The 19,396-nt window shown below is 51.7% G+C and carries 19 protein-coding genes; 11 read left to right on the forward strand and 8 right to left on the reverse strand.

Annotated elements, in window-relative coordinates:
- Position 1: 1 nt before the first annotated feature.
- The 4 genes from HA49_RS02945 (at position 2) to HA49_RS02960 (ending at position 3,530) form a co-directional block, all read left to right on the forward strand.
- Positions 2 to 1,435: an aminotransferase-like domain-containing protein gene (locus HA49_RS02945; RefSeq protein ID WP_156994525.1), complete on the forward strand. Its 1,434-nt coding sequence runs from the start codon at positions 2 to 4 to the stop codon at positions 1,433 to 1,435.
- Between the two features lie 69 nt (positions 1,436 to 1,504).
- Positions 1,505 to 2,299 carry a PhzF family phenazine biosynthesis protein gene (locus HA49_RS02950; RefSeq protein WP_038020461.1) on the forward strand — a complete coding sequence of 265 codons (795 nt, stop codon included), beginning with the start codon at positions 1,505 to 1,507 and terminating at the stop codon, positions 2,297 to 2,299.
- A 143-nt stretch (positions 2,300 to 2,442) separates the two neighbouring features.
- Entirely contained in the window at positions 2,443 to 3,009 is a 567-nt protein-coding gene (locus HA49_RS02955; RefSeq protein WP_245610145.1) for a phosphoglycerate mutase family protein, read from the forward strand.
- A 113-nt stretch (positions 3,010 to 3,122) separates the two neighbouring features.
- Positions 3,123 to 3,530, forward strand: coding sequence for a GNAT family N-acetyltransferase (locus HA49_RS02960; RefSeq protein ID WP_038020465.1), 408 nt, complete (start codon positions 3,123 to 3,125; stop codon positions 3,528 to 3,530).
- 916 nt (positions 3,531 to 4,446) lie between these two features.
- On the opposite strand, the gene HA49_RS02965 is transcribed toward HA49_RS02960, so the two are convergent.
- Entirely contained in the window at positions 4,447 to 5,385 is a 939-nt protein-coding gene (locus HA49_RS02965) for a BrxR family helix-turn-helix transcriptional regulator (RefSeq protein ID WP_245610146.1), read from the reverse strand.
- Between the two features lie 143 nt (positions 5,386 to 5,528).
- Between HA49_RS02965 and HA49_RS02970 the strand changes: the two genes are divergently transcribed.
- The 6 genes from HA49_RS02970 (at position 5,529) to HA49_RS02990 (ending at position 11,716) form a co-directional block, all read left to right on the forward strand.
- Positions 5,529 to 6,785, forward strand: a complete 1,257-nt coding sequence (locus tag HA49_RS02970) for a hypothetical protein (protein WP_038020467.1) — start codon at positions 5,529 to 5,531, stop codon at positions 6,783 to 6,785.
- A complete protein-coding gene (locus HA49_RS02975; protein ID WP_038020469.1) occupies positions 6,782 to 7,375 on the forward strand; it encodes a condensin complex protein MksE in 594 nt (197 codons plus the stop codon). Before HA49_RS02970 ends, HA49_RS02975 begins: the two co-directional genes overlap by 4 nt.
- On the forward strand, positions 7,372 to 9,228 hold the full coding sequence (locus tag HA49_RS02980) for a hypothetical protein (RefSeq protein WP_052752420.1): 1,857 nt from the start codon (positions 7,372 to 7,374) through the stop codon (positions 9,226 to 9,228). Before HA49_RS02975 ends, HA49_RS02980 begins: the two co-directional genes overlap by 4 nt.
- A gap of 80 nt (positions 9,229 to 9,308) precedes the next feature.
- On the forward strand, positions 9,309 to 10,136 hold the full coding sequence (locus HA49_RS21105; RefSeq protein WP_156994527.1) for a hypothetical protein: 828 nt from the start codon (positions 9,309 to 9,311) through the stop codon (positions 10,134 to 10,136).
- Positions 10,133 to 11,008 carry a DUF7281 domain-containing protein gene (locus HA49_RS02985; RefSeq protein ID WP_038020471.1) on the forward strand — a complete coding sequence of 292 codons (876 nt, stop codon included), beginning with the start codon at positions 10,133 to 10,135 and terminating at the stop codon, positions 11,006 to 11,008. Before HA49_RS21105 ends, HA49_RS02985 begins: the two co-directional genes overlap by 4 nt.
- A 183-nt stretch (positions 11,009 to 11,191) precedes the next feature.
- Positions 11,192 to 11,716 carry a VOC family protein gene (locus HA49_RS02990; RefSeq protein ID WP_038020473.1) on the forward strand — a complete coding sequence of 175 codons (525 nt, stop codon included), beginning with the start codon at positions 11,192 to 11,194 and terminating at the stop codon, positions 11,714 to 11,716.
- A 284-nt stretch (positions 11,717 to 12,000) separates the two neighbouring features.
- Here HA49_RS02990 and HA49_RS02995 read toward each other — a convergent pair whose 3' ends face one another.
- On the reverse strand, positions 12,001 to 12,837 hold the full coding sequence (locus HA49_RS02995; protein ID WP_038020475.1) for an SDR family oxidoreductase: 837 nt from the start codon (positions 12,835 to 12,837) through the stop codon (positions 12,001 to 12,003).
- A 106-nt stretch (positions 12,838 to 12,943) separates the two neighbouring features.
- Between HA49_RS02995 and HA49_RS03000 the strand changes: the two genes are divergently transcribed.
- Positions 12,944 to 13,501, forward strand: coding sequence for a TetR/AcrR family transcriptional regulator (locus HA49_RS03000; RefSeq protein WP_038020478.1), 558 nt, complete (start codon positions 12,944 to 12,946; stop codon positions 13,499 to 13,501).
- A gap of 51 nt (positions 13,502 to 13,552) precedes the next feature.
- On the opposite strand, the gene HA49_RS03005 is transcribed toward HA49_RS03000, so the two are convergent.
- The 6 genes from HA49_RS03005 to HA49_RS20545 all read right to left on the reverse strand — a co-directional run bounded on the left by HA49_RS03005 (position 13,553) and on the right by HA49_RS20545 (position 19,254).
- On the reverse strand, positions 13,553 to 14,755 hold the full coding sequence (locus HA49_RS03005; RefSeq protein WP_038020480.1) for an MFS transporter: 1,203 nt from the start codon (positions 14,753 to 14,755) through the stop codon (positions 13,553 to 13,555).
- A gap of 45 nt (positions 14,756 to 14,800) precedes the next feature.
- Complete coding sequence (locus HA49_RS03010; protein ID WP_038020481.1) at positions 14,801 to 15,562, reverse strand: SDR family oxidoreductase; 762 nt, start codon at positions 15,560 to 15,562, stop codon at positions 14,801 to 14,803.
- A gap of 55 nt (positions 15,563 to 15,617) precedes the next feature.
- Positions 15,618 to 16,433 (reverse strand): SDR family NAD(P)-dependent oxidoreductase, encoded by an 816-nt coding sequence (locus HA49_RS03015; protein ID WP_038020482.1) that lies wholly within the window; start codon positions 16,431 to 16,433, stop codon positions 15,618 to 15,620.
- A 153-nt stretch (positions 16,434 to 16,586) separates the two neighbouring features.
- Complete coding sequence (locus HA49_RS03020) at positions 16,587 to 17,525, reverse strand: GlxA family transcriptional regulator (RefSeq protein ID WP_038020483.1); 939 nt, start codon at positions 17,523 to 17,525, stop codon at positions 16,587 to 16,589.
- A gap of 151 nt (positions 17,526 to 17,676) precedes the next feature.
- On the reverse strand, positions 17,677 to 18,642 hold the full coding sequence (locus tag HA49_RS03025) for a LysR family transcriptional regulator (protein ID WP_038020485.1): 966 nt from the start codon (positions 18,640 to 18,642) through the stop codon (positions 17,677 to 17,679).
- 54 nt (positions 18,643 to 18,696) lie between these two features.
- The gene (locus tag HA49_RS20545; protein ID WP_052752422.1) at positions 18,697 to 19,254 is read right to left on the reverse strand and encodes a TetR/AcrR family transcriptional regulator; all 558 of its coding nucleotides are present in this window, start codon (positions 19,252 to 19,254) and stop codon (positions 18,697 to 18,699) included.
- Between the last annotated feature and the right edge of the window lie 142 nt (positions 19,255 to 19,396).

Here is a 19,396-nt window from a genome sequence, read left to right on the forward strand (position 1 = left end):
TATGTCAGTTGTAACTCCTATGCCCCCGCAGTATCGCCGGATAGCTGAAATGTTGCGTCAGACACTGGCTGCGGGCGTTTTACAGGCCGGTGACCGGATGATTTCCGCCCGTAAACTGGCCGAACGTGAGCAGGTCAGCCTGCCGACAGCGCTGGAAGCGCTGCGTTGTCTGGAAGCCGACGGGTTGATAGAGGCCAGGCCACGTTCCGGCTATTTTGTCAGCCAGCAGAACCACAAAACTCACCCCCCTCAGCCACGCTATGCTGACGGCCCTGTGCCGGTGACACTTTCGGCGGTAGCACGTTCGCTGTTCAGCAGTACTGAAACGCGGCTGGTGCCACTGGGGGCAGCACTTCCTGATCCATCCTGGTTGCCGACCGACACGTTGCAACGGGCTCTGCAGTCCGCCGCACGAAGGCTTGAGGCGCATGGCCAGAGCTATAGCCTGCCACCGGGCCGTGCCGATTTGCGTAATAAGATAGCGGTACGTGCTGCTCAGTGGGGAGCCAGCTTTAGCGCGGATGAGGTGATTATTACCGCCGGGGCGACCCAGGCTCTGCGGCTGGCACTGAGAGCCGTGTGTCAGCCGGGAGAGGTGGTGGCCATTGAGCAACCTGCTTATTTCGGTACTCTGTTATTACTGGAAGATTTGGGGTTACAGGCGTTACAAATCACGACTGACCCGGCTGAGGGCATGTTGCCGGAAGCTCTGGCTGAGGCGATTCATCGTCACCGTCCTGCAGCGGTGTTGGTGTCACCCTGCGTACAAAACCCGCTGGGGGCCAGCATGTCGCTGCACGGTAAGCAGCAACTGGTAGCGATAACCGAAAATGCAGGAATCCCGTTGATAGAAGATGATGTCTATGGGGATCTGGCAGGAGAAGGACAACGACCGCCGGCCTGCAAGGCATTCGACCAGCATGGCAATGTGATTTACTGCAGTTCGCTGTCCAAAACGCTCGCTCCGGGCTGGCGTATCGGCTGGATAGTGGCCGGCCGTTATCATGACCGGGTATTGCAGGCGCGGATGGCGGGTGACTGGGCGGGAGTACCGCTGTTGGAAGCCGCTACCTGTGACATCCTTGGCAGTGGTGACTATGACCGGCATCTGAAGCGCCTTAAGCAACGGATACACGACGGGATTCAGGCGGTCATCCGTCAGGTCAAAACCAGTTTCCCGGCGGGGACACAGATAAATATCCCGGCCGCTGGCTTCCTGCTGTGGGTCGAACTGCCATCTCAGGTCAGTGCTCCCGAGGTCCACCGTCAGGCATTAATACAGGGGATCGGTGTCAGCCCTGGCCCGCTGTTTTCGCCCGGAGGGGAATTACAGCACTATCTGCGGCTGAATTGTGCCAACGAACCGACACCACAACTGCTACAGGCGGTAGCTAAGATTGGTGAGATATGCTGCCAGCTGGCGGCAGGACAGTAAAAAAGCCGGGAGGCGACACTGTACACTGTTAATAAAGTCATCTGCAGGAAATAAACAGAGGATCACCCTATGCAGCAAATTGATTTTTATATGGTCGATGCCTTTACTTCCACGACTTTTGGCGGTAATCCGGCTGCGGTTTGTCCGCTTGACCAGTGGTTGCCCGACCAACTGATGCAGAAGATGGCAAAGCAGCATAACCAGTCAGAGACAGCCTTTTTTGTCGCTAATGACGATGGTTTTGAGCTACGTTGGTTTACCACTCAGAGTGAAATCAACCTGTGCGGACATGCCACCCTGGCGGCGGCGCATGTGATTTTCCAACATCTGAATTATCCTCACGACACCATTAATTTTACCACCCGGTTTGTTGGTCCGCTGTCCGTATCTCGTGAAGGTGAATGGCTGACACTGGATTTCCCGGTCTGGTTAAGCGAGCCGGTGCAGCAACCGCCTGCATTGCTGACAGAGTGTTTAGGTATCACCGGTTACCGGGAAGTCCGGGCCGCGCGGGACTATCTGGTGGTGCTGGAAACTCAGCAGCAGGTGGAAGCTATTCGCCCGAATATTTTTGCCATGAAATCGCTGGGGAAAATGGTCTGTGTGACAGCACCGGGAGATAGCGGGTATGACTTTGTCAGCCGTTTCTTCTGCCCGGGTGAAGGCGTAGCGGAAGACCCGGTCACCGGTTCCGCTCACAGCATGTTAATTCCGTACTGGGCCGACCGACTGGGTAAAACCCAACTGCTGGCTTACCAGAAATCTGAGCGCGGCGGCGAACTCCGTTGCCAGCTTAACGGCGACCGGGTACTGATCGGTGGTCAGGCAAAAACCTATCTGGTGGGGAAGGTGTGGCTGGACTGAGGGGGAGAGGTGGACCTTATCCGAAAGACAGTGAGCGGGGCTGACAGGTTAACCGTCCGGTTCACCAGTATTACAACGGTATTCAGTATAACTGCCCAACCCATGAACGGGCTGTTTACCATGATAAAAGGACCAGACCGCGTTTGAAGATTATTTTGATGCGTCACGGAAAACCGGCATTGACCAGTGCGAAAATGATCTCTGCTTCAGCAATGGCTGAATGGATAAAACAGTATGACCTTTCCGATACTGGTGATGATAAACCGCCGGAGTCCTGCCAGGACCTGGTAAACAGGCCATTGAAGACGTTAAGTAGTCCGTTACCGAGAGCAGTTTCCTCTGCCAGTAAGCTAAAACGGCTACCTGAAATGACCTGTGAGTTGTTCAGGGAAGCTGAATTGCCGGTATTCCCTGTTCCATTGCTAAAGCTGTCACCCTCTCACTGGGCAGTTATCTTTCGCCTACTCTGGTTGTGTGGTTTGTCCCCGAATGCGGAATCTTTATCCATGGCGAAAGCACGCGCAAAGCAGGCTGCGCAATTGCTGATAGATACATCCACAGAACACAACCAGTCTGTGCTGCTGGCAGGGCACGGTATGATCAACCGGCTGATTGCCAGGGAACTGATATCACAAGGCTGGACAGAGAGTGCCCGGGCTGGCAAAGGGTATTGGGGGGCCGCAGTCTTTGAGTCTCCCGGGGGAGATTAACCAACAGCATTTTGTTGATTCACTATTCTGGTCAAGCTGGCGTTTTAGTGTTTAAAACTTACAGCCGGGAGTTCCAGCGATAACATGCCTGCATATTCTGAAAGGAAAAAATAATGAAACTAACAGAGTTGTCGATTGAAGACTGCATCGACCTGCGGCATGAGGTTCTGTGGCCGGATTTACCCCGGGATGAAAGCCGGGTTCCGGGAGATGATGTTGCCCGCCATTTTGGTATTGTCAGAGACGGCGCTGTGATTAGCTGCCTGTCTGTTTTCTGTGACGGTGAAGATCGGGTGCAGATCAGAAAGTTTGCCACCCGACAACAACTGCAGGGGCAGGGGATAGGAACGCTACTCCTGAAAGAGGTTTTAAGTAAGCTGCAACAGGAAGGTGTGCGAAGCGTGTTTCTTGATGCCCGGCTGACTGCCGTTCCTTTTTATCAGCGCGCCGGTTTTATCACCGAAGGCAACCCTTTTATCCGCAAAGGGCTGACGTTTATCCGGATGGTAAAGCAGTTTTAGCAGAGTGTAGTTCTGTTCGAACGACGGGTGACAGTGTCTTTTGGGGAAGACCGTTTTGATTCTGATAAAGGGGATTGAGGGAGGTTTTGGTTTTAAATAATTGGTCAGTAAAGTGTGCTGATTGTCCAAACCAGAGTCAGGGGACAGGGTGCAGGTCTTAAATACATTGTTCAGAACAAAGACGAGAACAGACAGGTAACCCCGCGGTAGCAGTCCATCAATTTCCTCTGTTGGCACATTGCGGCCCAGTTAACTGGGCCGGACTTCTGCTGTAAGCGAACAGTGGAAGTCTGGAATCCATACTCACCTTGAAGTGTCCCGGGCACAGAGGATCCCGGACTTAAGTACGCGGTTAATTCGGCATATACAGGTATTCAGGCCCATTTCGGCAGACATAACCCTAAGGCCCTGTGAATAGAGTAAACTGCTCACTGCAACCGCAATTAATATTTATGATTTGCACTGTCCTGTATTGTTGATGTTATGTAATAATAAATGTGCTCATGTTACTGACGCTTAAAGATAGATCACTATCGGGGAGTATGGGCCATTGCTAGCTCGTCCTGAGTGAGCATTAAGGTTTTTCTTTGCACCACCCAAAAAAATCCACACCAGAGCGTGGATTTCCGTCATTCAGCCTGACTACGCAAAAGGTTTTCTTTCGCGCAGTGTCCGGAAACAGACATTGATCCGTGATTTGTGTTTTATCATATTGAAAAAAATACATTTAAATATTACAGATATTATTTGAACCCATTTTTGTACTCATTTTTTTAAAGGTGACGGGCTTTCCAACCTGCTGTGCTTGTTATTGAGCCTGAAATTAATCGAAAATGCTTTAGTCTTCATAACGCCAGTGGTAAAAGGCATTGAATTATCAAAGTTTTTTATACCTAAATCCGCCGCGATTCACATTTCACGTTCTAATTAAATCAGCATTTTTTAATTTGAAGATACAACCTTGCTGGATCAGTTCCTCTCGGTTGGCCAACACCAGGGGATAGAGCAGAGGATGGCTTTCGTGCTCGCCGTCATAGCTCACTTTCATGCGCTCAAGTGTGTAGTGCATCAATGGAATTCTATTTTCGATCAGTAGATGTGCATTTGTCATGGCATAGTCACTGGCAATGATGGACTGCTGTCCTGCACTCAGACAAGGATTAGGGATGACTTCGGCGGTTACGAGGGTATTCCATTCAAGGTCTTGGTCACGGCCATGAAGCGATGTATCAAGTAGATCAGGCTCGCCCCGAAAGCGGCTCATAACGAAGTCCAGGTATTCTCTCTTTTTCTCACAGAACGCCCGTACATGCCAGCGAATACCGTCATAGACCAGGGTGTGTGGCACGATGTTACGACCGCTCTTTTCTTCTGAACTCAGTGATACATAGTCTACATCGACCCGCATTTGATTCCGGGCAGCCTGCACCAGTCCGCGTACGATGATGGGATCGATATGGCGGTTGGGTACATCCAGGATCTCAATATGCCCGTAACGCAGATCCATCAGTGGCAGGTTTAGTACACCCGCCTCGTGCGGGCGTTGATATTGTTTCTCCCGATGCAGCAGCATCAGATACTCATCCACCTTACCCTCACTAAAGCGGGGAACGAAATGGGCGGTGGGCTTATATCCCTTCAGTCTTTTGTCATAGATCAGTCCCTCGGGCGAATAGGACTTGAGATAGAGATTGATATCCCGTGATGCCTGCTGGCGTCCGATGTTGAATGCGGTACAGAGGTGATTGGTGGTCAGGCGGCCCTCCCACTGCAGAACGATCTCGAGCAAGTGAAAGCGAAGCGTCTGATCCCAGGTTAGCTCTTTTAGCGGCATATGTGCTCCAAAATGCGACATGTGTATGTAATCAGTATCGGAATTGCCGTTCTGGCTACCTATACTGAGCTGGCTACAAGTGTTTACCAGATAAGAATTTGAGTCCTATGCACAGCGTAATCCTACAAAGAAGGGTTCTCGCTGAACTGACAGGGTAAAACAAAATGGCTACACCTAAGGGGTTAATATTACAGCTGTACAAACATTGGGAGGTCGTAGAGGAGTTAGCCCGCCGCTCTCGGGAATGGTTAGCTTTTGATGAGCAGACCATTCTTGGCATTATCAGCAAGCATCACTATGCCCCTGATGGAGAGCCGGATAAAGCGGAAGTATTACGTGTTTTATGTAAAAGTGACGTGCTTCAATATTTAGAGCGAACCCAAACATTGCAACTTAATCCACTGGTGCTGGAGTTTGTTCGCAGTCTTACACGCGAACATGAGTTAGGTCTTTCGTCTGTTCTCAAAGCAAGAGTTGATGGAATTAAACAGGCGATTATGCAAACTTCGGAAGGGTTGGACCCCTTCAATCATGAACTGATCCGTCAAGGGGCCGTTCGTTTGTCAGAGTTGTTTCGCCAAATTAGTCTGCAATTGGACGTTGATCGCCATGCCATTATGGATTTGGCTGAGCAAGCTAAATCCAGTGATTCCGCTCAGCCAATCCAGTATCGCTACCGTTCTGTACTCGAAGCGTATGATCAGTACGTTGAGCCGATGAACGAGATGATGGACTCCGGGATTTCTGGCACCTTTTATCCCTATCTGGAACAAGCAGAAAAAGTGCTTGATAAGGCGGTTGAAGCGATGAATATCCAGGGGGGACTCTATTCTCACCAACTGCAATTACGTCATGTTACTTATCAGGCCAAAGAGCTGCAGCGGCAGGGGCGAATTGTGGCACAGCAATGCGCCAGTACGTTATTACCTCTGCGCGAGGAATTGAGAGAGCATAACAGCTTATCGGCGGCGGTAAGCTTTCTGCTCGGGCGGGTACGCAAGCAGGGTTTAATGAAGGGGCTCTCGTCACGTAAAGCAGCAGAAGACTTACCGGTTTGGCGGCAGGAATATTCCCGGCGTGTGATGGCAGGAGATGAAATCCGACAACTGATGGCCGAAGCGCTGGCTTATACGCCTCAACCGGTAGTCTTCCCTGATGACATGGCATTCGATGAATCTTCATTGCAGACCATAGATGAGGAAGAGCTAAGGTTTCATCTGGCATCCAGCATGCCGGTGGAAAACCTGCTGGTCTGGTTACAACAACACTACGCTGAACATACTGATGCTACCCTGCTGCGGCTTTATCACGAGTTAGTCAGAGAGCCTGACTGGAAAGCCACCCACCACCAGGACAGTACCAAAACCGATCTGCAAGCAGTACAGGTCCAATACTACCCCCATCGGATAGAACCATCATGAATGACTTTGTCTCTCAACTGGAAGCACTCCCTGCCCTGAACGACCTGTTCCGTCTTTTTAATAATGGTAAGCATCTTAATCGCGTAGCGGATCCCGTGCTCTGGGCAGAACTGGAACGCGAGCAGGAAAAATACCAAGCCCTGTTTTCCGCAATGGGATTTGAGTTGCGGGTTGCTCAGCGGGGTTATGCCTGGTTTCACAGTGATGAGGCGAATAACGGGGTGAACAAGACGAGCAGCCAGCTCGCCTTACTCTTTATGTGCCTGTTCAATACTCAGGCAGATGTGGGTCAGCCATTATCACGCTTTGGTGACTGGCGCATCGACAAGTCGTTGATAGCTGAAACGTATCGGCAACATCAGGAACTGCTGGTGGCTGAAAGCCTTGATTTGGATAAATTCACCGCTTTGCTACAGAGCGCGACCCGATTTGGGTTTGCTCTGGATCACTACGGGTATTGGCAGCTGCTGCCAGCCGTTAATCGCTATCTGGAACATTTCGAGTCTTTGATGTCCTTACAAGACAGCATTATCGAAGGGCAAGTGTCAAACAGTGATGACCAACCAGAGGATAAGGAGGAATATGTATGATGCAGTCCGGGTTTGAGTGTTTGGTACTTTTGGGCAGTGCCGGTTATCAGCGTGCTGAGCTTCCACTTGATGCATCAGTTTCCCTTATTGCGCCGAATAACACGGGAAAAACCAGTCTTATCAATGCCCTTCAGTTTCTTCTGATCATAGATCAACGGGCGATGGATTTTGGTGCCCATGATCGTGAGAAATCCAGACGGTTTTACTTTCCCAATAACTGCTCTTACATCCTCTTACAGGCATGTCTGCCTCAGACAGGGACCGTAGTGCTCGGTTGTGTTGGTAAGGGAGTCAGCCACGATTACCAGTATTTTGCTTACAAAGGGGATTTGGATCTGGAGGATTATCGCCTGGCAGATGGAAATTTAGTGGCGGAGCCGCAGCTGGTGAGCCATCTGGCCAGTCGCGAGCGCTTAGTCACGCTCTACAGACAACCTGGCGAATTTCGCGATGCGCTCTACGGCAGTAGAAAAAAAAATGCAGGTAGCGAACCTGATTTCACGCTTTTCCATCTCGAACACCAATCCGATGCAGATGCCTATCGGCGGGTACTGACGCAAACCTTACGGCTAGACAAACTTACCTCGGTTGATGTCAAAAACCATCTGCTTGAAATATTTAAACGGGACTTGACCGATGCTGCCATTGATTTCAGGCAGGAATGGGAAAAGGCTTTTAGCGAGGTCAATAGTGAACGTGCTCAATATCAGGCGGCATTGGCACAGGAGCAACGAATTAAGGAACTGGCGGAGCAGGTTGAGAGTCGGCTGACCATCAGAGGGCAGATAGTCGCGTGGCGGCCAAAAATTGAAGCCGGGCTGGCAGAGTGGCAGGCCTATTATCAGAGTAGTCGTGAGGTGTTGGCTGAGAAAATACTGCAGCTCAAAAAAGAACAGGGACAACAGAACCTCCAGGACAGGAACCTCACGCTAGAGGAGAACAGCCGGCAGCAGGAGCGAAATGCGCTTCTCGGGCAAGACGAACAGCAAAAGGCATTGGGACGCCGCTTCGCCTTGTATTCTGGCAGAGCGCAGCTTGAGGCACAGTTAGTCAGGCTGCAGGAAAGCCTTGAAAGACAGATAACTCTGTTGGGCCAGACCAGGGGGCGAAGCGTGGAAGCCATTAGATTGGATCTGGTACAACGGCAAGCAGAGCTTCGGGCGCTGATGACGCAGAAGACAACGCTGGCGGACAATTTATACCGGCGGTTATTCAGCCAACTGTCCGAACAGGAGTTATCGCGACTGGATCGGGTGTTACAACCAGGGGTTATGAGGCTAGGGCCGCAGGCGTTTGAACTGGATGTGGTGCGACTAAAGCAAAAATTGGCGCAGATGCCTGAAGATGTTCTGGCGTTGGATTGTTTACGGATAAACCTGGCAGAGTTATCCCCGCAGTTTCAGCAAATGAGCGAAATCGAGTTAGATGAGCGAATTTACGATACTGAGAGGGAGATAGGCAGTCTACGAGAACAGCAAGGTGTTGCTGAGAAGTGGGATGCAGCAAATGTGCATAAGCAGCAACTGGAAAAAGAAAAGAAGCAACTGGAAGGCGAGTTGGCGGATTTCGATTCCTGGCAGCAATTACTGGCACAGAATGATGAGCGAACTACGCAGATAGCTGCTCTCGATGCTTGCCTGGCACGGCTTAAGGGCGAGCTGGAAGCCTCTGCTGAACGGGCGGAGCAGTTACAGACTAAAATCAATGCCCTCGCACAAGAACAGGATAAATTGACCAACAAGCACGCCTGGATTGAAGCTGAGCGACATCGGCGTGAAGATCTGAGCCCAATGTTCAGTCACCTGCAAGAACGCCCTCATCATCCTTGGTTAGGGGGGATGAATGGACGTTAGATAATCTGTATGAGGGGTTACAGGCTTATCAGTCTGCCTGCAGACAGCTACAGGAGTTGCATAGAACACTGCAGCAGGGATTGCAGTCGTTGCATGCGGCTGGACTGACCAAGTTCCAGTTCAGTGAAGGTGATGATGTTGAGTGGGCTAAGATCCTGGATTTTCATCGCATTCTTCCAAAAGAAAAGGAAGCTCTCGAAAAACGTGCTCGTAGTGCAGTGATAAGTGTTGTCGCCAGTCTAAAGCAGCTTAAGCAGGGACTGGATGCGTTCAAAGGACGAATGCGTGACTTCAATCGGCTGATTAGCCAGCGTCAGTTGTCTGATCTTAAGGTATTCAAAATTGAAGTCCGGGACGATATTGAATTAGTTAAAGCCATCGATACGTTGCTCAGTACAGCCGCGCAAGTCGACAGCGGTGAGAGCTTTGATCTGTTCAACCAGCAAAGTGTGCTGGATAACGATGATTTAGAACGTGCCAAAAAATATTTATTCGATGTGGGTAATAATCAGCAGGGGCTAAAAATAGCCGATCTGTTTAGCCTGGAATTCGTCATTGGCAAACCAGGCGGGCCAGAAGAATCGTTTGAAGATATAGACAGTGCCGCATCTCACGGTACTGTGTTGATGGCCAAGTTGGTAACGGGTCTCGCAATGCTGTACTTATTGCAGCATAAGGCGAAAAAGATCCGTACGGTCTGCTATCTGGATGAGGCGTTGGCATTGGATTCTCGCAATCAGAAGAGCCTAATTGAGATTGCGGAGCAATTTGGTTTTGCGCTGATCTGTGCTTCTCCTGCACCACTGACTACCGCCCGGTACTGTGTTCCTATTCACCACCGCAGCGGCAAAAATTATATCAATAGGCAAAGCTGGCAGGTTTTATTGCCCCGAGGGGGGAACTCATGAGCCGGGAACTTATTGCTGCACTAAGAAAACTACGGAAATCGCCAGAACGTTGTCTTGCGAGTTCACAATTGACTGAAAACCAGCGGCGAGCCCTTGAGCATTTTAGTCAAACGACAGCGAGCGTTGCCAGGCAGGCTAGGGGAAATGGAGTCATTTTTGAAGTGATTTTGCCCGATGTGGTGGAGCAGCAATGGCGGCAATTGGTCCCTGTCGATCCAGATAATCTCGATACACTTCTACCCAATAGGGCGCGCAACATAGCCAGTACGCGCAACAGTAAAGGAGCAGAGCATCGGCATAACACGACGTATTTATTGCTGAAGGCCGGGGGTGGGCCGGTGAGCTGGCACAACGGCGGCAACTACCTGCTGAATTTGAGCGACAGCACAGACCATCTCGGGGCTGCAGTCCTGGCAATTCAGCCAGGCAGTACATGGTGTACCTCGCATTCTTTGTGGTTGGTAGAAAATCAGGCACTCTTTGATCAGATGGACTGGCTACCTTCAAATGAGCCATGCAGTGTGGCTTATTACAGCGGACAACTGCCCAACAGCGTTATTGACTGGTTATCAGAATATCCGCGAGCGCCCAGGATATATTTTTTCCCTGATTATGATGGCGTCGGGCTGCTCAATTATGCTCGCATTCGGGCAAAGTTGGGGAGTGCCGTGCAGATGTGGCTAATGCCGGGTTGGCAAAAACACTTATCAGAATTTGGCAGTGACTTACTCTGGCAGACTACCCAACGCGAGTTCCGGGCCATGCAGAATCATGTCGCATCCGGACATTTTGAGATGCAGGTGAAGCAACTTATCCACGCCATGCAACGAACCGGCAAAGCACTGGAACAGGAAGCTGTGTGGTTACAATGAAGGCGGTTATTCCTGATTATGCCTGGAGCTTATTCGGGGTCATGGTCATCCGGAGGTCATGATCTAATGTTATATCCTCATGATTTAAATGATTTTCTGCGCTGTTAAGATGAAAAAAGACAAATTTATGCCAGAATTACTTATGAAGATTATTCCAGAACGTTAGATAAACAGGAGGTAGCAATGACGTTTCGTGGTATTGAACATATAGGTATTACTGTCAGTCACCTCGGGGAAGCTGAAGATTTTTTTGTTAATGCGCTGGGTGCGGAAGTGCTTTACAGAATGGTTCCCCCCGATGAACATGATAAAGAAATCTCAGGCGAAAATATGTATCCTCTTAATGGTTTTCCCGCAGAAATGAAAGTCACAGGGTTAGCCATGCTGCGCCTGGCTAATGGCTGCAATATTGAACTCTTTCAAACCCAGCCTGACTTTGGCAATCGGCAAGCTAATATCGCTCAGCCAGGTATTCATCATTTTTCAGTTTATGTTGATGATATTAATCTGGCAGGTGAAAGAATGCGTGAGTATGGAGTCAAAATGTTTGAAGGTCCCTCAGACTGTTTTTCTTACGAAGAAGGAAAGGGAAACCAGACATGGTTCGGTATGACACCCTTCGGAGTGCTGATTGAATTGATTACCCTGCCTTCTGCATTGAAATATGACAAAGAAGCCACCGCTTCCCGGTGGATTCCTGCATCCTAAGAAAAATGCGCATCACCCTGTGCTTGCTGTAAACGCAAGGCGATTTTGCACGGTAACACCAAAACCACTGGGTATTTGTGGCCCGACTACGTATAAGATGCCTGGCTCCACAGAATTTTCACCCCGGATAAAATTCTGCTTATGGTCTTAAAATCTCACCAAAAAAATACATGATGAAGTATGAATTTAAGAGAATCTGACGGGTACGAAAAAGCTAACCATTAATTTTAGAAGATACTTTAATCCCGTGTATATTTAAACACAGCTTGTGCTGAGGAGTGTAGCTATTCAAAATCGCTCGCGGCGGCCTGTGTTTTTTGCTCATTAAGTCTCAGAAGACGTTCTTCTAACGCAGTCTCCATAAAGGCATAGGCATCACTTCCCAGGACGAGCCGCAGTGGATTTGACTCCGTCTCCGCAAGTTTTAAAATTATACTGGCCATTTTTTCTGGTGCGCCTTTTGCTACATATTCTTCATCGTTTAATCGACTCAGCATTTGTCCCAGTGGTGTGTCCCTGTAGACCTCAGGTAGCGACCCCATTTGTTCCCCGGCGGTACTCCGGAAAGCCGTGCGCGCGGACCCGGGTTCTACAATATTGACTGATATGCCAAACGATGCCACTTCTTTAGACAGTGACTCGAAGAATCCTTCCACACCCCACTTGCTGGCGTGATACAGCGATGCCCCCGGGTGTGTCGCCTGGCCACCGTAAGAGGAAATTGCAATGATTTTTCCTCCCCCTTGTTGACGCAGGAAAGGCAGTGCAGCCCGGGTCACAAGCACGGGGCCGAGCAAATTGGTATCGAGCTGATGTTTTATCTGCTCAGCGCTCAGGCCCTCGGCTGGTCCGAATAGTCCATATCCTGCGTTGTTCACGACAACATCTATGCGCCCGGTATCCCTGAAAGCCCTGGTAACAACGGCTTCAACAGAATCGGTCAGTGAAAGATCGAGCTTAAATATGCTCAATGTATCAGGGTATTCCGCAGCCAGTGCCTGAACAGTGTGATGACTACGGACCGTTCCAATAACACGGTCTCCCTGTCGCAGAAGTTGTCTGGTCATAGCTAAGCCAAGACCACTGCTGATGCCGGTGATAAACCACGTTTTGTTAAACATAAAAATCCTTATAACTAACCATTTAGTTAGTTGTGAATTTATAACTATCTAACCCGTTAGTCAATCAGTAAACTGGCCACCGGTTTGACTGTTTAGGTAAAAAGAAATGCGAGATGCTGAAGCGAGCAAGGCAAAAATACTGGAAGCCGCAACGGACGAATTTGCCACCTGGGGCATTGCGGGGGCGAGGGTTGAACGCATAGCCCGGACGGCGGGTTTTAACAAGAACCTGATTTATATCTATTTTGAAAACAAAGAGACGTTATTTTTGACAGTCCTTAGCACACACCTGACAGCAGTATATGACAGGCTGTCGTTCAGGCCCGATGATCTTGCAGGATATGCTGCTGAGGTTTTCGATTTTGCGCAAAACAATCCGCGCATTATGAAGCTGATGGCCTGGTATTCGCTTGAGCAGCAGGCTAAGGGCATCAGCGAAAGAGGTGAGTCGCTTGTCCAGAAAATGGCTGCGCTTCAACAGGCGCAGGCAGCAGGGCAGGTAAGCGACGCCTTTCCACCGGCGTTTTTAATGACCAGCATAATGGCGCTTGCTACAGCATGGTCCGCCCTCGGGCCGTTTGGCGTATTCTGCGATGACATCCAGGCCGGCGACATCAGGAATATGCTGCAGCAAATGATTGAAAAATTGGTCAGGTCGGAATAAAAACCGCCTCACGGCAAGGAATACCGTGAGGCAAGCATGGGGATACAGGGTTCAGGCTTCGCTCTGGCAGGGTTCAGAAACAATATCCGGCCTTCTGTAATTCTCTGACAGTTGCAGAGTGATTAGCGCCAGAACAATGAAGGCCACTGACATTGCGGCCAGCCCGTACAACCCCGTGATCGGATAAACCCAGGAAGCCACCGCCGAGCCAAGGCCTATGCCCCCGAACATAAAAGCACTGGTCAGCGCCAGCGCAATGCCACGATGCCGGACAGACGATAGCTCAACGATCCTGCGTTGCTGGCTGGGCCAGAGCAGGTCTGTAGCAAATGCCCAGAAAACCAGCATTATCAGCAGCACGACCAGCGCTTTGGGCAGCACGGCAATTAGCACCGTATCCACGATCAGCAGCGTCATGCCCGTCAGTAACAACTTTTCAGAGCTAAAGCGTGTTGCCGCGCGAGTAACCCAGAGATTGCCCAGCACGCCGGCAATCCCGATTACGGCCAGCGCTGCGGAAACCGCCTGTGTGCCGCCGGTGTAGGTATCACGGATCAACGGAGCGATAAAAGAGTAAAAGCTGTAAACGCCGGAGGTGATAAAAAACACCACCAGGAAGGCCGTCAGGTATTTTCCCTCAGACAGCACGCCTAGCATCTCGGTGAGCCTGATGCGCGTTCCTGCACTTTCATCCGGCACCGTCAGCAGAATGTTGAGCCCGCTCAGGAGACTCACCAGGCCGACCAGTGCAAACAGCGCTTTCGCGCCCCACAGGCTGGCAATCCATGTAGCGAGCGGAATTCCGGCAAGGCTTGCCATTGAGACCCCGAGCAGAACCATGCCAATAGCCCGTCCTCGCTGCTGCTCATGTACCAGTTCTGAACCCAGCGCTACCAGCACCGGACCGATGAACCCCGCGCCAGCCCCCATCACGATGCGCGAAGCAACCAGGGCGCTGTAGCCCGGTGAAAGTGCAAAAGCAAAGGCGCCCAGGCCAAACAGCCCGATGCCTGTGAGCACGAGCTTGCGGCGGCGCAGGTGACCAAACAACACCTGAACCAACGGGGCCGCCAGCGCAAAGGTAAGGCCGAAAATACTGAGTAAGCGTGCGCTCTGCGCATCAGTCAGCTGCCAGCCTGCGGAAATAGCGGACAGGCTGCCGGCAACGGACAGCGCACCGGTAGCCTGCACAAAATAAGCGATACTCAGTGCGCGCAGGGCACGGCGCTGGGAAGACGTGATGACAGTGTTCATTTATCAACTCCTGCATAAAAACAGGGGCCGGGACCCCTGTAACGTTTACTGGACTGGGATTGGGTTATCTGCCACAGATTGGTTGAACTGGTTCACCAGGGTATGTTCGTCTGAGCCCGGGTTATCACGGACAGGTATTACACGATCAACGATGGCTTCAATGGTGTCCGTCCCAAGCTTGTCAAACGTCTCACTGATGAACGCATCCAGCGGCATGGCGCGCGGGTCGCCACTCTTGTAAATCAGGTCCGTATCAACCCAAGGCGGAGAAATCTCGATAACCTGTACGCCGGTGTCACGCAGCAGGAAGCGCTGTGACAGGGTATAGGAGTGGATCGCAGCCTTGGTGGCCGAGTAAAGCGCGTTGGTCGCCAACGGCAGGAAGGCCAGTACAGAGCTATTGTTGATCAGCACCGCCTCCGACTGCTGCTTGAGGTGCTCAATAAACGCCGCGCTGACGCGCACCGGGCCCAGAATATTAGTGTCAAGCAGCGTTACCGCCTGCGCGTCATCCAGCTCGCCCGCCGCATTGTCAAACGGCATGATGCCGGCGTTATTGATAACCACGTTCAGTGTCGGATAGCGTTCCAGCACGCTCTGTGCGGCGGCCTTGATGCTGTCGGCGCGCGTCACGTCCAGCACTACATAGGCCATTCCCGGGCTTGCAGCGATAACTTCCTTCAGCAGCGCTTCGCGACGCCCGGAGATGATCACCTGGTTACCCAGCTGATGGAACCTTTCTGCCATTGCGCGGCCAATCCCGGAAGTGCCGCCGGTGATGAAGATGGTGTTGTTGGTCAGTTTCATAGTCTTACTCCTTCATAAGATAGTTTTTAAAGTTGTGAGGCTGAAAAAGGGTGGTTCAGTGTACGGATACTGGCTGATAGCGTTCAGCGGGTGCGTCACTGCCAAGGTACGGCACCATGGCCTGACGCGCCTGTTCATAGCGAGTCCAGAGCGTTTCGTCCTGCAGGGACGGGATAGTAATCAGTTCGCCACGCGCAAACCCGGTGAGGGCCGCGTCTACCATGTCCCGGGCACTCATGACGATGTCCGGGTCGAGCTGATCAACCGGCAAACCACCGTTGTCCCAGAATGCCGTGGCGGTAGCACCGGGCAGCACGGCCTGCACCTGAATGCCCTTCACGGCCAGTTCGTGGTGAAGCGACTGGCTGAAGGCCAGAACGTAAGCCTTGCTGCCGCCGTAAACGCCGTTCAGTAGCTCAGGGGCAATGCTGACGATCGAGGCGATGTTTATGATGGCGCCTCGACCCCGAGCGACCATGCCCGGTACCACCGCGTAGGTCAGGCGGGTCAGAGCGGTGACGTTAAGGTTAATCATGGCCGTCATCTGCTCAGCCTTGCTCTGCAGCAGCGGGGTGTGCGTGCCGATACCGGCGTTATTCACCAGCAGTGTAATACTCGCGTCCTGACGCAGCTTTTCTTCCAGCGCGTTCAGCTGTGTGACATCTCCCAGGTCCGCTGCAACCACTTCCACGTTGCGTCCACTGTCGGTGGTAATGTGTTCAGCCAGCTGGTTCAGGCGGTTGTGATTGCGTGCCACAATGATGAGGTCATAGCCCATGAGTGCCAGGCGGCCGGCGTATAGTGCACCCATGCCGGTTGAGGCGCCGGTGACGACGGCGGTACCGAGGTTATTTTGTGTTTGCTGCGTCATGATGTTCACCTTGTCATTTATCGGGCTGGTGAATTCATAGTACGCAGTCACGCGCCGGCGTGGCTGACGAGAAAGGTCGTGATTTCGGACATCATGGTGACCGGCAATCCGGACACCATGATCGGGTAGGGAAGTGATGCGGGGGAAGGTCGGTCAGTCTTTACCGGTGCGCAGCGACTGCGGTGGAATGCCGTAGCCGCGGATGAAAACCTCACGCATGTGGCGACGATCGCGGAATCCGGACTCACGCGCAATCACCTCCATTGACAGCTTGCTCTGCTCAATCAGCAGCCGGGCATTTTCCAGCCGTAGCCCCTCAATGGCCTTGGCAGGAGACTTGCCCGTTTCAGAACGGAACAATCGGCTGAGTTGCCGTGCGCTGACGTGGACCGCATCCGCAATGTCTTCGATAGTCAGCGCTTTGCTAAGATTGTTACGCGCATATTCCAGAGCAGACTGCAGGCGATCACTACGCGGGGAAAGCATCAGCATTTCGGAATGTTGCGTCTGTCCCCCGGAGCGGCGGTGATGCATGACAAGCAGGTGCGCAACGGTACGTGCCACCCCGGCACCCAGGTCTTTTTCTACCATAGCCAGCGTCATGTCGAGTCCGGCGGTGAGGCCTGCAGACGTCCAAATGTAGTCGTCAATAATGAATATCCGGTCTTCTTCGACCCGCGCGGAGGGGTGTAGGGTCTTCAGGCTTTGTGCATGCATCCAGTGCGTCGTGACGCGCCGCCCGGACAGTAAATCGGCCTGTCCCAGCACGAAGGCCCCGGTGCAGATCCCAGCCACCCGTCTTGCACGGGGTGCATTCACCTGCAGAAAGTCCACGATACCCGGTGAGGCGGGCATCTCCAGCGGCGTCAGCACTCCCGCAACCAGCCAGGAATCAATGTTAATGTCTGAAGCAATTGGCTGGCTGTCCACGGCGAAGCCATAAGAAGACTTAACGGAACCGCCGTGCTCTGAATAAACTGTGCAGTCATAAAACGGTTCGCCGGCGACCTGATTCGCAAACTCAAAGATACTCAGCGTGGATAATCCCAGAACCTGAAAATGATCGGAAATCAGTAAGCCTACCCGGTGCATCATCTTCTCCTTCAGTAGTCTGACGTCGTATACGTCTCTGTAGACGGCTTCGCCGCAAGCAGGTGAGCACAGATAATACCCAGATTTCGCTCACCGATTTCACCTTCATAAAATAACTGCCAGAAAAAGCCATTTCTCTGAAATAGCTGTTTTATTCGTTCAGTTTAGCGGGCTGCGCATCCTGAGCATCTGGAACAAAAGCAGGATGGGTATGCATCAGCGCAGTCACGGCCTTGAGTTGTTCACGCAACTGCGCATGCAGTTCGCGTATCGCAGGAGAAAACTGTTTGCGGTGGGGACAAATTAGATTAAGCGGAACCCCTTCACCGGGCTGTTCCGGCAGCAGAACCTCAAGCCGGCCGGCCAGAACGTCCTCGCTGACATCGATCCATGATTTGTAGGCAATGCCCATTCCCGCGACAGCCCATCGATGCACCAGGTCGGCATCGTCACACAGCATCCTGCTACTAACGGTCAGCTGACGCCTGATGCCATTTTCCGGAAAGGACCATTTATCATACACGTGACCGTTTAGGGTATAAAGCAGACAGTGATGTAAAACCAGGTCGTCAAGCTGACGTGGACTGCCATGCTTTTTCAGATAGGCTGGCGCAGCGACAAGCACCCGCCGGTTATTCTCGGCCAGCGGCAGGGCAACGTAGCTACTGTTTTCCAGAATACCGTAGCGGATGGCGACATCCACCGGATCGCGGAACACATCACTGACGTTATCAGACATGAAGATTCGCACCGATATGCCGGGATGCTTCTCGCAGAACCCAGTGATCACGGGCAGCAAAACGTTGCGTCCTATGTCTGACGGGACGGCTATTTTCAACTCTCCCTGAATTTCATTGTCCCTTCCCAGAAGTCGTTCGGTGCCTGCCTGAAGGATATTCAGCATTTCCTGCGCATAGGGCAGCCAGGCTTCACCTTCGGCAGTGAGACGCAGGCTGCGGGTTGAGCGTGCAAACAGTCGCTTGTTCAGATCCCGCTCCAGCCGGTTGACCGCGGCGCTGACCTGGCCCGGAAGAATATCGGCCTCACGGGCTGCACTGGAAAAACTGCCCAGAGCGGCAGAACGGACGAACAACGTAACATCTTCAAGACGTATCATGCAGGCTCCAGAGTGCAAAACGTTTTCAGTACCACGCAGACAGGGCGCTTGTGTTCATCGGGCAGGCATCAAAAATTTCAGCAGACGAGTCACGCGCTGCTGCCAGGCAGTTCTGTCCAGGATATCATTTGCTTCCAGACACGCCTCAGCCAGGGTTGACCAGATAATTTCAGCCATTACGTCACTATCATCTCCGGCTTCATCCGCCGGAATGTTCATACGAATCTGTGCGGTGACCGTGTCACGAAAATTACGCACAATCTTCAGTGCTTCAGCAGGCAATGCGCCGACGTCCCTGAAAGAGTTGACCAGAAAACAGCCGTTAAAGGCCGGGTTGTTAAAAGGCGCAGCCAGCAGAAAATCTTCAATATTCTGCCAGCCATACGGTTGGTTTTGTAACAGAAACTGCGCGGGTGCGCTACTGACATAGTATTCAAGTGCGCTGACGAACAGCTGTTCCTTGTTGCAGAAAGCTGCGTACAGGCTTGAACGGTTAATGTTGGTGGCTTCCTCAAGCTGCCCTAGGCTGGCACCCGCGTAACCGCTTTTCCAGAATACAGGGATCACGCGGTTCAGAACGTCTTCATTACTTATCTTTTTCGGTCTGGCCATCACAAATGCTCATTTTAAACCAATCGTTTTAATATGCACTTTCAATGCGGGAAAAGCCAGCATATAAAAATAAAAAAACGATCGGTTCAAAATAACTTGCAATCTCATCATTTCTGCAGTTAGTTTTAAAATGAACAGTTTA

Source organism: Tatumella morbirosei (assembly GCF_000757425.2).
In the GTDB taxonomy this organism is placed as follows: domain Bacteria; phylum Pseudomonadota; class Gammaproteobacteria; order Enterobacterales; family Enterobacteriaceae; genus Tatumella; species Tatumella morbirosei.

Coding starts and splice junctions, on each gene's coding strand:
- HA49_RS02970 (WP_038020467.1), top strand. CDS start 5,529: ATGGCTACACCTAAGGGGTTAATATTACAGCTGTACAAACATTGGGAG.
- HA49_RS03000 (WP_038020478.1), top strand. CDS start 12,944: ATGCGAGATGCTGAAGCGAGCAAGGCAAAAATACTGGAAGCCGCAACG.
- HA49_RS02985 (WP_038020471.1), top strand. CDS start 10,133: ATGAGCCGGGAACTTATTGCTGCACTAAGAAAACTACGGAAATCGCCA.
- HA49_RS02975 (WP_038020469.1), top strand. CDS start 6,782: ATGAATGACTTTGTCTCTCAACTGGAAGCACTCCCTGCCCTGAACGAC.
- HA49_RS02965 (WP_245610146.1), bottom strand. CDS start 5,385: ATGTCGCATTTTGGAGCACATATGCCGCTAAAAGAGCTAACCTGGGAT.
- HA49_RS03010 (WP_038020481.1), bottom strand. CDS start 15,562: ATGAAACTGACCAACAACACCATCTTCATCACCGGCGGCACTTCCGGG.
- HA49_RS02995 (WP_038020475.1), bottom strand. CDS start 12,837: ATGTTTAACAAAACGTGGTTTATCACCGGCATCAGCAGTGGTCTTGGC.
- HA49_RS02945 (WP_156994525.1), top strand. CDS start 2: ATGTCAGTTGTAACTCCTATGCCCCCGCAGTATCGCCGGATAGCTGAA.
- HA49_RS02960 (WP_038020465.1), top strand. CDS start 3,123: ATGAAACTAACAGAGTTGTCGATTGAAGACTGCATCGACCTGCGGCAT.
- HA49_RS03005 (WP_038020480.1), bottom strand. CDS start 14,755: ATGAACACTGTCATCACGTCTTCCCAGCGCCGTGCCCTGCGCGCACTG.
- HA49_RS02990 (WP_038020473.1), top strand. CDS start 11,192: ATGACGTTTCGTGGTATTGAACATATAGGTATTACTGTCAGTCACCTC.
- HA49_RS02950 (WP_038020461.1), top strand. CDS start 1,505: ATGCAGCAAATTGATTTTTATATGGTCGATGCCTTTACTTCCACGACT.
- HA49_RS03025 (WP_038020485.1), bottom strand. CDS start 18,642: ATGATACGTCTTGAAGATGTTACGTTGTTCGTCCGTTCTGCCGCTCTG.
- HA49_RS20545 (WP_052752422.1), bottom strand. CDS start 19,254: ATGGCCAGACCGAAAAAGATAAGTAATGAAGACGTTCTGAACCGCGTG.
- HA49_RS02980 (WP_052752420.1), top strand. CDS start 7,372: ATGATGCAGTCCGGGTTTGAGTGTTTGGTACTTTTGGGCAGTGCCGGT.
- HA49_RS03015 (WP_038020482.1), bottom strand. CDS start 16,433: ATGACGCAGCAAACACAAAATAACCTCGGTACCGCCGTCGTCACCGGC.
- HA49_RS03020 (WP_038020483.1), bottom strand. CDS start 17,525: ATGCACCGGGTAGGCTTACTGATTTCCGATCATTTTCAGGTTCTGGGA.